Origin of the sequence: Wenyingzhuangia heitensis (assembly GCF_011762155.1) — a bacterium.
GTDB classification, from domain to species: domain Bacteria; phylum Bacteroidota; class Bacteroidia; order Flavobacteriales; family Flavobacteriaceae; genus Wenyingzhuangia; species Wenyingzhuangia heitensis.
Map to the genome: position 1 here is coordinate 1,627,443 of NZ_JAASQL010000001.1, position 13,771 is coordinate 1,641,213.

Here is a 13,771-nt window from a genome sequence, read left to right on the forward strand (position 1 = left end):
TTATTTGTTGTGATAGATAATAAAACATATGTATTACAGCTAACAAACTTAAGTTTGTTTATTTGATAATATTAAATCATTAATAGTTATAAAAAATGAAAAGAATAGTTAAAGTTATTGTTGTAATGTTGGTTTTTGTGGGAATTCAAAAATCAGAAGCTCAAAAGAAAAAAAATATTGTTTTTCTTTTTGCTGATGATGCAGGATATCATGATTTTGGTTTTCAGGGAAGCAAAACCTTTAAAACTCCAAACTTAGACAAGTTGGCATCAGAAGGAATGGTGTTTAAAGAAGCTTATACCACTGCAGCTGTTTGTGGACCGTCTAGAGCAGGATTGTTAACGGGTAGGTACCAACAACGTTTTGGTTTTGAAGAAAACAATGTGCCAGGATATATGAGTGATTCTTCTAAGTTATTAGGAGATGATATGGGACTTCCGTTAAAAGAAAAAACTATTGCCAATTACTTAGGAAATTTAGGTTACCAATCTATTGTGTTAGGAAAATGGCACATGGGGAATGCAGACAGGTATCACCCTTTAAAAAGAGGATTTACTGAGTTTTATGGATTTAGAGGAGGAGCAAGAAGTTTTTTCCCTTTAACACAAAAACAGACAGCAGACAAACCTGAAGATAGGTTAGAAAAAGGATATAAATACTATAAGGAACCTAGCAAGTATTTAACGTATGATATTGCAGATGAAGCTTGTGATTTTATTGATAGAAATAAGAAAAAACCATTTTTTATGTATGTTTCTTTCAATGCAGTACACTCACCAATGCAAGCAACTCCAGAAGATTTAGCTAAAATTAAAGGATTGACAGGAAAACGTAAAATATTAGCAGCAATGACATTGGCTTTGGACAAAGCATGTGGTCAAATTTTAAAAAAATTAAAAGAAGAAGGTTTAGAAGATGACACCTTAATTGTGTTTTCTAATGATAATGGAGGTCCTGACGGAACACATACTTGTAATTATCCTTTAAGTGGTTGTAAATCTAACAACTTAGAAGGTGGAATTAGAGTTCCGTTTATTATGAAATTACCATCTGTAATTAAGCCTGGGTCTAAATATGAAAAGGATATAAGTTTGTTAGATTTATTACCAACTTTTGTAAACATAGCAGGAGGTGATGCATCAAAAATTAAAAATATTGATGGAGTTGATTTGTTACCATTCATCACCAATAAAAACAAAAAAGCTCCTCACGAAATCTTGTTTTGGAAAAAAGAAAATAGAGGAATTGTTAAAAAAGGAGATTGGAAATTGTTACGTTTTCCTGATAGACCAGCTGAATTGTATAATATTAAAGAGGATGAATCTGAAAACAATAATTTAGCTTACCAATATCCAGAAAAGCTAAAAGAGTTGTTTACTGATTTATTTACATGGGAAGGAGAGTTAGAAAGACCTTTATTTATGTTAAAACGTAAGTACGAAGTAAACGCAATGAAACGTATGGACGACAAAAGAACTCCAGTTTTAGATGTTGTAGAATAATATTAAAGATATTCAATAATTAGAACCTTGGTAATTTATCAATTACCAAGGTTTTTTGTTTTATAAACACAGAACGGATGATTTTCCCCTTTAAAGAAGACGATATTCTACCTTTTATAAAGCTGTCTTCTGTAAATTCACATTTAGTTTTTTAGCTGATATGTCTAATTTTTTTTAATATATTTTATATGAAAGGTCGTTTTCTAAATGTAGTAGTTATAGTTACCAGTTGTATTTTCTTGTGTACAGTACCTGTATATGCCCAACAACCCAATATTGTTGTTATTTATGCAGATGATATGGGTTTTGGAGATTTAAATTGCCAAAATCCTCATTCTAAAATTCCAACTCCCAATTTAGACAAACTTGCAGCTAGCGGAATGCGATTTACAGATGCTCATAGTTCTTCGGGAATTTGTACACCAAGTCGTTTTGCCTTGTTAACAGGACAATACCATTGGAGAAGAGGTCACGGAATTGTAAATAGTTTTGGAAAACCTTATTTTAAAGATACAGATATAACTTTACCTCAAATTCTAAAACAAAAAGGATACAAAACCGCTTGTATTGGTAAATGGCATTTGGGTTGGGACTGGGAAATAAATCCAAAGGAACCCAAACATGATGTAGTTGTGTTTGGTAAGAAAAAGAAATCCATAAGTCACAAAGCTATCAATTGGACAAAACCGATTAAAGGAGGGCCTTTAGACAGAGGGTTTGATTATTATTTTGGAGATGGAACTATTAACTTTCCTCCTTACTGTTTTATAGAAAATGACAAAGTGGTAGAAGCTCCCTCTACTTTATTAGATTTAAAAGGAATGGAAACTGCAGAAGGACATTGGGAATTTAGACCAGGACCTATGGTTAAAAATTGGAATCCTTATAACGTTTTACCAACCATACAAACCAAAACTAAAGAATGGATAGGGAAACAAAAGAAAAAAGATCCTTTCTTTTTGTATTTAGCTTTGCCATCACCTCACGCACCAATTATTCCCAACAAAGAATTTAAAGGGAAATCTGATGCTGGTGGTTATGGAGATTGGGTAGTACAAACAGATGCTGTTGTAGGAGAGGTGTTAAAAGAACTAAAAGATAAAGGGTTTGATGACAACACACTTGTTATTTTTACAGCAGACAATGGCCCTGAAAGATATGCATTGGCTAGAGCAGAAAAGTACGGACATTATAGCACAGGAGATTTTAGAGGAGTAAAAAGAGATGTTTGGGAAGGAGGACATCATGTACCGTTTATTGTTTCTTGGCCAAATAAAATTAAAGCCGGAACGGTTTCTAAGGAGGTAATTTCTCAAGTAGATATAATGGCTACGCTGGCAGAAATCACAAACAGTGATTTGCCTAAAAATGCAGCTCCAGATAGTTACAGTTTAAAGCCTCTTTGGATGGGGGAATCCTATCAAAAACCATTGAGGGAAGCTACGGTTCACAATACCTTTAAAAATAAATGGGGAATTCGTAAAGGAGATTGGTTGTACATTAATCATAATAATGGAGCAGGATCTAAACCTTTACCTAATAATTACAATCAATTAAGAGGTTACACTACTTTTAGCACCAAAGGTTTGTTGTTTAACATGAAAAATGATTGGGGACAACGCATTAACTTATACGAGAAGTATCCTGATAAAATTAAAGAAATGGAAACTTTGTTAACGACCTATAGAGAGCAAGGGCATTCCGTAAAAAGATAATTTGTTCTTCTAAAAGAATAAATATGTTGATTGAATTACAATACAGAGTATGATAAAGACAAAATGGATTAAATAGATAGCACAAATCGTTCACAACGCTAATTTTAGTTGTGAGCGATTCTTTTATTGATTAGTTTTGGAATAATATATTTTTTAATTAAAAACGTGTGCGAACACGTTGTTTGTGTAAAATAATAAGTTTATGAAATTTAAATTTTTATCTACAAAGATAATTCTTACTTGTTTAGTGCTTTTAATAAGTGTAAATACAATAGCTCAAGACTATAATATATTAGATTATGGAGCTAAAAAATCACACAACGTAGTAAGCACCCAAGCCATTCAGAAAGCCATAGATGCTGCTCATAAAAATGGAGGAGGAACCGTAATTGTTCCCAAAGGACAATATGTAACGGGAACTTTGTTCTTAAAAAGTAATGTAACTATTAAGATGGAAGCCAACACAGAACTGTTTGGTAGCTCATCTTTAAAAGATTATGCCGATATTCCTTTAGGTACCGAAGAACCTCATTTTTCTAAATCGTTATTTTATGCCAAAGGACAAGAGAACATTAAAATTATTGGACATCCACGTAGTGAAATCAACGGAAAAGGATACATGTTTAAACACAGTCATGAACGACCAAAATTATTTAGAATTGAGAATTGTAACAATATAGAGTTTGACAATGCCATTATTAAAAACTCTGGTTCTTGGTGTGTGTATTTTAAAGAATGTGACAATATATATATTCATCATACATCGGTTTATAATAAAGAAAACAAAAATAACGACGGGATGAACTTTGATGGGTGTTCTAACGTAACCATTAGAGATTGTAATTTGCAGGTAGAAGATGATGCCATTTGTTTAAAAAGTAGTGTTGATAAAATTTGCGAGAATTTTTTAGTAGAAAATTGTACGGTGAGTAGTTATTGGGCATCCTTAAAATTTGGAACCGCTTCTAAAACGGGATTTAAAAATGTTGTGGTTAGAAATTGTCAGTTTTTTGACAGTCGTCATGGAGCCATTAAATTGTTAGCGGTTGATGGTGCTGTTATTGAAAATGTACAAATATCAGATATTGATTTGTTTAATTGTTCCGGGCCTATTTTTATACGTTTAGGAAATAGGGGGAGAGATTACAGCAAATCCATCAAACAAGTTTATAAAAAAGATGCCAAACCAGAGGGGAGACCTGTTGGAAAAATAAAAAACATTCACTTTAAAAACATCAACGCTAGGTTAACGGGTAGAATGGATCCGCCTACAGAAGGATTGATGTTTACCGGATTGCCAAATCATTATATAGAAAATGTAACGTTAGAGAATATCAATTTTTCATACACAGGTTTTGGAGAAACCAATGCCAAAAACAATGTGGTTAAAGAAGATGAAGCTAGGTATCCAGAGCAATTATTTTTTGGAGTGTTGCCTTCTTACGGAATGTATTTACGTCATATAAAAGGTTTGAAAATAAAGAATGTAACAATGGGTTTGCGTGCTAATGATGATAGACCAGCCATAGTGATGGATGATGTTTTAAACAGTGATTTTGAAAATGTAACTTTTGATATAAAACCCAAAGCGGGTTCTGGTGTGCTAATGCACAACAGTAAAAACATCAACCTAAACAACATTAAATCTGTAGGAAAAGTTGCTGCTTTATTAGAGGTAAAAGGAAAGATGACCAAAGGAATTGTAATCAAAAATACAGAAGTAAAAAAATTAGAAGCAAAGAAGTCATTTTTATTGTCAGAAGAGGTAAAAAGGAATGCTGTAAAACTGAAATAAATAAAACTTAAAAAGAATGAAAAAAGCTATTTGTTTTCTGTTAGGATTGTTACTAGGACTACAGGTATTTAGTCAAAACAAAAAAGATCTTGTGTATTTTACAACGGGATTAAAAATAGGAGAAGTCACAGAAAATTCAGCTGTAATTTGGACTCGTTTGTGTAGTCAACCTTTGCCAAATCCTATTACACATCAAAGAAAAAAAGCACCTTATAGAGCTCCTTTAAAATACAAAAACAACCAACCGGTAGACGAATTAGATGGTGAGGTTTCTGGAGCTTTTGGGGAGGTAAAGGTGAAATTAATCAGTAAAAATCATCAAGTTGAATTGGATTGGGAATTTGTTTCTTCTTTAAAGGATTATACGTTTAAAAAAGCCATCAAAAACCTAGAGCCTAACACAACCTACAAAGTGGAGATTTTAGGTAGAAAGCACACAAGAATTAGAAAGAAAGACAAAGTAACTAAACCTAAAAAAACATCGACTAAAATTGTGGGACAGTTTACCACAGCTCCTAGTAAAAATGATATTGTTCCTGTGTTTTTTACGTCTTCAACGTGTCAGTATTTTTGGGATTATGATGATGAAAAACGTGGTTTTAAAATTTATGATGCCATGAAAAAGTTACAACCTAACTTTCATTGTCAGACGGGTGATTTTGTTTATTACGACAAGCCAGGGCCTATGGCTTTAAATATTGCACAAGCTAGAATGAAATGGCATGCGATAAATGCTTGGCCAGCTTCGGTAGATTTTTATAACAATGTACCTCTGTATCTTCAAAAAGACGATCACGATTTGTTGAGTAACGATTCGTATCCTGGGATGCAACCTTTTGGAGAAATTACCTACAAAGATGGATTGAGTATTTGGTACGAACAAGCTCCGTTGGTAGGAAAACCTTACCGAACTTTTAGGTGGGGAAAAGATGTACAGATTTGGTTGTTAGAAGGAAGAGAGTTCCGGTCTCCCAATCATTTAAAAGATGGAAAAGACAAAACTATTTACGGAGAAGAACAAAAAAAATGGTTTGCCAAATCTGTTAAAAAATCGGATGCTACCTTTAAGTTATTTGTGTCTGCAACTCCAGTAGTTGGACCAGATAGAGTTTCTGATAAAAGTGACAATCATGCCAATATAGCCTTTAAAAAAGAAGGAGATTGGTTAAGAAAATTCTTAAAAAAGCACGACATGTTTGTGTTAAACGGAGACCGTCATTGGCAATATGTTTCTAAAGACACTAAAACAGGATTGATGGAGTTTTCTCAAGGTCCTTCTAGCGATGCACACGCACAAGGCTGGTCACCAGATGATAAAAAGCCAGAACATAAATTTTTAAGAGTGGCAGGAGGGTTTTTAGGAGTTAAGGTCTATCGTGAAAAAGGAAAACCAACCATAGAATTTATTCACTACGATGTAGATGGAAATGAAGTAAATAAAGAAGTAGTCAAAAAGTAGATTTTATAGAAAACAGAACAAAAGAATCATTTGTGTTCTGTTTTTAGCGATATCTTTTTAATGAGAAATGAGTATAGATCTACTTTTACTAAAATGCAATCAAACAGCATTTAAAATTATTTTATCAACAAATTAGAACTTATATGAAAACTAAAATTTTACTTTTTACTTTAACAGTTATAGGAATTACATTTGGGCATGCTCAAAAAAACAAAAAGCCCAATATCATTATATTTATGGCCGATGATATGGGATATGCAGATACAGGTTTTACGGGAGCAAAAGATATCAAAACACCAAACCTAGACAACTTGGCTAAAAATGGAGTTTTCTTTAAACAAGGATATGCCAACCATGCTTATTGTGGACCCAGTAGAGCAGCATTAATGTCGGGTCGTTACCAGCAAAGATTTGGTTTTGAAACCAATCCAGCTTACGATCCTGCAAATCCGTATATGGGAATAGACAAAGGAGAAAAACTGTTTCCTAAAAGATTGCAAGAAGTGGGCTACAAAACAGGAGCTATTGGAAAATGGCACTTGGGAGCTGCAGCAGAGTTTCATCCTTTAAACCGTGGTTTTGATTATTTCTATGGGTTTTTAGGAGGCGGACATGATTATTTTAGAATTGATGGAACTAAAAAAGTTTGGGAAGCTTATTTACAACCTTTAGAAAGAAATAAAAAAGCAGATAATTTTGAAGGCTATTTAACCACTGCTTTAAGTAAAGATGCAGCCAGTTTTGTGGATAAAAATAAAGAAAATCCTTTCTTTTTGTACGTTGCATACAATGCCCCACACATGCCTTTGCAGGCTCCAAAAGAAGACATTGCCAGATATGCACACATTAAAGATAAAAAAAGAAGAGTGTATGCAGCTATGGTAGATGTTATGGATCGTGGAATAGGAACAGTAATTCAGTCTTTAAAAAACAATGGAATTTATGACAATACGTTGATCTTTTTCTTGAGTGATAACGGTGGACCTCAGTCTAAAAATGGAAGTACAAAGGGATGGAATGGATCTAGCAACGAACCTTTTAGAGGAGGAAAAGGAAACTTATACGATGGTGGAGTTCACGTTCCGTTTTTTGCAAGTTGGCCAAACAAAATTAAGCCAGGTACTGTGGTAGATTATCCTGTAAACTCTTTAGATATTGGTAGAACCGCTGTAGAGGTTGCTGGGGGAGATGCTAGTGCAGCTCCTAAAATGGAAGGAGTAGATTTAATTCCGTTTGCTACAGGAAAAGACAAAGGTGCTCCACATGATTATATTTACTGGAAGAGTGGAAACAAATGGTCTGTGTTGGCTGCAGATGGAACCAAACATGTGTTGGATAGAGATAGTAAACAACCAGAATTGTTTTTCCTACCTAAGGATATAGGAGAACAAAATGATATTTTAAATAAAAATCCAGAAAAAGCAAAGGAATTAAAATCGAAATGGAAGGTTTGGGATTCAGATAATATAAAACCTCAAATGTTGAATTACAAAAGCTATCACAAACTAAGAGATCAGTTTTTTAAGACAGCTGTTCCTAAAGAGGTTAAGGTTAAAAACTAAAACATAAAGGAGGGAATGAACAAACAAATTAAATTAATACTATCTATTAGCTTAACACTTTTGAGTTTTTACAATTACGCTCAAAAAAAGCCCAATGTATTGGTTATTTATACAGACGATCATAGGTATAGCGGAGTGCATGCTTTGGGAGGAATGCCTGTAAAAACACCTAATTTAGACAAGCTTGCAGAAAACGGAATGGCTTTTACCAAAACTTATTTAATGGGAGCTTTTACAGGAGCAACCTGTGTGCCTAGTAGAGCTATGTTGCATACGGGTAAACAATTATTCCATTTAAAAGGGAGAGGGTTTGATGTTCCTGAAAGTCATACCACCATGGGACAAACGTTTATGAAAGCAGGCTATTATGCTTATCATGTAGGAAAATGGCATCAAGATTTTAATACGTTGGCTAGATCTTTCCATGATGGTGCTAAAGTATCAGGGAAACCTGCTTATTTAACAGATCAGTTCCGTATGCCTTACCACGATTGGGAAACTGACCCTACAAAATACAACAGAAAAAACTGTTATTTGTTAGAGTATGATAAAAAAGGAAAGGTGGTAAAAAGACCTTTGGCTAAAACCGATAAAAGAGGACCTACAGCAACAGAAAAAGTAGGACCACACGTGTCTGAAGTATTAGCTGATGAAGCTGCTGGATTTATCAAAGAGTACAAAAAAGAACAACCATTTTTTATGTATTTGGCTTTTCCAACTCCACACGATCCTCGTCAGGCTCCAGATACATACAAAAAAATGTATCCAGAAGATAAAATGGAGTTAACACCTTCTTATATGTCACAACATCCTTTTCATAACGGACATATTGTTTTGCGTGATGAACAATTGGGAAAATGGCCACGTGATAAAGAAGTTGCCAGAAAACATTTGTCAAATTATTATGCAATTATTACACATTTAGATGCTCAGATTGGTAGAGTGATTAAATCTTTAAAAAAGTCAGGACAGTATGAAAATACTATTATTGTAATGGCAGGAGATAGTGGATTGGCAGTAGGAAACCATGGATTGTTAGGAAAACAAAATATTTATGATGAAGATGGAATTCACATTCCTTTTATTATTTCTGGTGGATTGATTGCCAAAGAAAATAAAGGAAGAAGAGTAAATGCGTTGAGTTATGTACACGATATTTTTCCAACAGTTTGTGATTTGGCTGGTATTGAAAAACCAAACACCATAGATGGAGAAAGTTTATTGCCAGTTATAGAAAATAAAAAAGAGCAAATAAGAGAGTATTCTTACCATGCATATCGTCAGCATCAAAGAGCTTTTAGAAAAGGAGCTTATAAATTGATTGAATATGTAAGAGCTCCTACCTTAGAAAAATATGGAAAACCTAGAGTAGAAGGAATGTTAGGATCTAGAGTTACACAACTTTTTAACACAGAAAAAGATCCTTGGGAAACTTTAAACTTAGCAGATTTTCCTGAGTATTATGATAAAATGCAAGAAATGCGAAAAGAAATGCGAGAAAAAGCTATGGAGTTAGAAGACTATGCAGATGGAGATAGAACCAATGTAGATTTTTGGCAATATTATTAAGATTTAGTAGGAAAGCATAAAAGTAAAGAGCCAAGAAATATTTTCTTGGCTCTTTTTTAATCTTTTTATTTCTTTAAAATTAATAGTGATTTTCAATTTTAAATCTATTTTTGTTTTGCTGATTTTGTCAAAAAGTTGAAAAAATAACAATACAATCAAAAAATAAAAAACAATAGTTGTTTAAATGTTCCTTTTTATTAAAAATAATAGAATTTTAGATTTGAAGAAAATAAAAGTCATCCTTATTAGAGTTATATGTTTTGTAGGGTTACTTTCTTTAGAAGTAAACGCTCAACATATAGAGGCTATTTCTTTGTTTGAAACAACAGATTTACCTACCACGGATGTGAGCCGAGTAAGGCAAGATAAAAAAGGATTTATTTGGTTTGCATCAGAAGACGGACTGTATCGTTTTGATGGCTATAAATACGAACAACATGCTTTTTTAAACAATCATCCAGATTTTCCGTTACGAAGAATTAAAAAGTTTGAGTTTGATAATTTTGGACGTGTTTGGCTAGATACCAAAGACAATAGATTGTATTGTTATGATTTGTCAACCCAAAATTTACAAGAAATAAGATTCAAGAAAGATGAATTGTTTTCGGATGTAAATAGTATGACTTTGTGTAATGATAAGTTATTTATCGGATATATTACACCTCATTATTTTTCTTTAAAAAACGTAGACCTCAATAATATACAACCTATAAAAATAAGTGATGTTGCAGGAACACGGTTAGGATATCATAAAAAGAATATTGTTTGGTTTGTGATGAGTACTCACATGATTATGTTTGATGCCAAAGCAGAAAAATTACTGAGAACGGTAGAAATGCCCGTAAATGCAACCAGTATTTGTGTAGATGCCCATAACAATGTTTGGATAGGAGACAATTCTAAAAACATCAATATTTATAATACGGAAAAAGGAGAGTGGAAAACCATTAAAACCTCTGTAAACGGAATTAAATGGGTTGAGTTTGATGAGAAAAGAAATCAAATATTGGTGACTTCTTTTACAGATTTGTATCAGATAGATGTTGCAAAACCTAATGTTGAGCTTGTAAAAATTCCGCTACATAAAATCATTCAGAACGGTAGAGAAACTTTTATAGACAAACAAAACAATGCTTGGCTAGTGGTTTCTAACAACGATTTGTTAAAACTAAATTATAACGATCAAGACCCGTTTAACTTAAACTTTAAACAAGTTTATAGCGATCATACCAAAAAGTTAGTATTTCAAGATTTTACAGAAGCAAAATGGTTATCTGGAAATGCGGGGTTTATCAGAAGAAACTTTAAGGCAAAAGAAGAAAAAGAATACTTAACTAAAAAAAATGTTAGATGTATTCAAAAATACAACGATTCTCTTTTTTATGTGTTTACCCGTAGAGAAGTTTACGAATACACATACAATTCAAAAAAACAAGATTTTGAAGGAGTTCTAAAAGTATCCAAAAAACAAAATCAATTAAAATACATCAATTCCGGAATTCGTACCAAAGAGAATATTTTTTGGTTAGGGAATAACAGGGGAGTTTCTAGAATTAACATTCAGAAAAATACATTTGAACATTTGCCGGTGTTAAAATGGAGTAATGTAAACTATTTGGTGTACGATGAACAACACAATACCATTTTGGCAAGTGCCATCAATAAAGGAATTTTTCAATTTAATTTAGACAAAGATCATCAGGTGGTAGATGTGGTAAACATCAACCGCTCTAAAAACTTAGGAAGTAATACTGTTCAATCTATTTATGTAACTCCAACACATGTTTGGGCAGCCACCTCTAGAGGTTTGAGTAAATTAAAATACAACTCTAATAAAAAAGAATACATTGTTCAAAAAAACTACACTACAGAAAATGGATTGTCTCACAATTATACCACTACTATTTTAGCAGAAGACAACAATTCACTTTGGGTGGGAACCAATTTAGGGTTGAGCAAACTAAACATAAAAAAAGAAAAATTTAGTTCTTATTACAAAGGTTTTGGAGATGCAGCCAACAAAATAACCAACCGATTTTCTATTTACGCAGAAGACAATAACATGTATTTTGGGGTGAATAAAGGATTTATAAAATTCAACCCCAAAGAGCTTAAAAAAAGTCCTTACCAATACTCTATTTATGTAGAAGATGTGGAGGTGAATGGGGTAAACGGTAAAAATATAGAAGATTTAAAAAATCTAAAACATTACGAAAACTATTTGTCTTTTACCATTTCTGTACCCAATTACGTTTCTCCAAATGGTGTAAAATACAGATATCAAATAGATGATGAATTTTGGCACACAAGTTCGGTTCGTTTTCCTACGTTTACGATTAATAATCTTACTTACGGTAATCATACCCTTCAGTTGCAATGTAGTAATGAGGATGGAGTTTGGAATTCTGAGATCAAAAAAATCAACTTGTATATGACTCCACCTTTCTGGAAATCTTGGTGGTTTGTCACTATTCTAATATTGGTGTTATTGGTAATGATTCGTTTCTTAATTATAAGGTTCCGATTAAAAAAGGAGTTTGACATTCAGTTAGGAATAGAGAAAAAGTTACGAGAAACTGATCAAGAAAAAATTAAATTTTTTACCGATGTTTCTCACGATTTAAAAACTCCGTTAACCATGATTAGCAGACCTATTGAAAAAATGATAGGTCAAGAAATGCCCGAACAAGAAAAAAAGTTTTTGTTAGAAACGGCTTCTAAAAACACCAATAGATTGATCAATTTGATCAATCAGGTATTAAATTTTAGTACCATACAAAGTGGAGATTTAACCTTAAACATTCAAAGAGTAGAACTGATTTTGTTTTTAAATAACATTATTGATAGTTTTAATTTTGAAACTTCTCAGAAACAAATCAACTTAATTTTAAAAACAGAGCTACAAGAATTAATTGTCTTTTTTGATAAGGAAAAAATAGAAAGAGTGTTGTACAATTTATTATCCAATGCCTTTAAAAACACCCCTAAAAATGGAAGCATCACCTTGGGAGTTGTGTTTGATGAAGCTACTAAAATTGTAGATATTTGTGTAGAAGACACCGGGTTTGGAATTAGAAAAGACAAACTAAACAGAATTTTTAAACGATTTTATCAGACAGACACTAAAAACGTTGGGCAAGGAATAGGCTTGTCTATTGTAAAAGAATACATAGAGGCTCATGATGGGAATGTAAATGTAGAAAGCGAATACAACAAAGGAACCAAAATCTGCATTGCATTACCAGTAGAAGAAGAAACTACAAAACAGCAAGAAAAAAGTAATGAGGAGAATGTTGTAAAAGAAGATAAAGAGCATTCCATTTTGGTAGTAGAAGATGATGACGATTTAAGAGAGTATATTGTTTATGAACTACAACCGTTTTATAAAATTTACACGGCCAACAACGGAAAAGCAGGCCAAGAGGTGGCCATTACTAAAAAGCCCAATTTAATTCTTACCGATTTAAAAATGCCAGATATGAATGGTGCTGAGCTTTGCGATGTGTTAAAAGGTGATCTTAGAACCTCTCACATTCCAGTAATTGTAATTACGGCTTTTAGCGGAATGGAGTTGGAGTCTTTAGCTATTGGAGCCAATGACTATATTTCTAAACCATTGAATATTGATAGTTTGTTGTTAAAAATTAAAAATCATTTAAAACTGTTAGCACAAGCCAAAGAAAAATTTGACAGAGAAATTAGTTTAACTCCAAAAACGGAAAATAAAGATACTCCACAAAAAATATTTATCAATAAAATAATGGAGGTGATAGAAGAGGAATTTATAGATAAAAAATTAGACATAGAATTGCTAACTCAAAGAATGAATATGTCTAAAAGTGTGTTGTATAAAAAAGTTTTAGACTATACAGGGCAATCTGTAAATGAATTGATCACTACCGTAAAAATTAAAAAAGCAGAAGAGTTTTTGTTAAATTCAGATTACTCTTTTAATGAAATTACGTATCTCTTAGGATACAATGATAGCAAGTATTTTAGAGGCCTGTTTAAAAAGAAAAATGGTCTAACCCCTTTGCAGTTTAAGAAGAACAAGCTTAGAGAACAGTAGCAGAACATATGTTTTTGGGAGTAATTAATATGTATCCCCCCTTTTTTAAGGAATATACCCCTCTTTTTTTGATGATATGATGGTTAAATTTGAATTGGTT

7 protein-coding genes are annotated in these 13,771 nt (G+C 32.6%); all 7 read left to right on the plus strand.

Going from position 1 to position 13,771, the window contains the following annotated elements:
- The first annotated feature begins 95 nt into the window (after positions 1-95).
- Entirely contained in the window at positions 96-1,502 is a 1,407-nt protein-coding gene (locus tag FHR24_RS06775) for a sulfatase-like hydrolase/transferase (protein ID WP_167185758.1), read from the plus strand.
- A 188-nt stretch (positions 1,503-1,690) separates the two neighbouring features.
- Positions 1,691-3,217, plus strand: a complete 1,527-nt coding sequence (locus tag FHR24_RS06780) for a sulfatase family protein (RefSeq protein WP_167185761.1) — start codon at positions 1,691-1,693, stop codon at positions 3,215-3,217.
- A gap of 202 nt (positions 3,218-3,419) precedes the next feature.
- Positions 3,420-5,012 carry a glycoside hydrolase family 28 protein gene (locus FHR24_RS06785; RefSeq protein ID WP_167185764.1) on the plus strand — a complete coding sequence of 531 codons (1,593 nt, stop codon included), beginning with the start codon at positions 3,420-3,422 and terminating at the stop codon, positions 5,010-5,012.
- 16 nt (positions 5,013-5,028) lie between these two features.
- Entirely contained in the window at positions 5,029-6,471 is a 1,443-nt protein-coding gene (locus FHR24_RS06790; RefSeq protein ID WP_167185767.1) for an alkaline phosphatase D family protein, read from the plus strand.
- 143 nt (positions 6,472-6,614) lie between these two features.
- Positions 6,615-8,033, plus strand: a complete 1,419-nt coding sequence (locus FHR24_RS06795) for a sulfatase-like hydrolase/transferase (protein WP_167185770.1) — start codon at positions 6,615-6,617, stop codon at positions 8,031-8,033.
- A gap of 15 nt (positions 8,034-8,048) precedes the next feature.
- Complete coding sequence (locus FHR24_RS06800; protein WP_167185773.1) at positions 8,049-9,602, plus strand: sulfatase-like hydrolase/transferase; 1,554 nt, start codon at positions 8,049-8,051, stop codon at positions 9,600-9,602.
- A gap of 220 nt (positions 9,603-9,822) precedes the next feature.
- The gene (locus tag FHR24_RS06805) at positions 9,823-13,671 is read left to right on the plus strand and encodes a hybrid sensor histidine kinase/response regulator transcription factor (RefSeq protein WP_167185776.1); all 3,849 of its coding nucleotides are present in this window, start codon (positions 9,823-9,825) and stop codon (positions 13,669-13,671) included.
- Positions 13,672-13,771 lie beyond the last annotated feature (100 nt).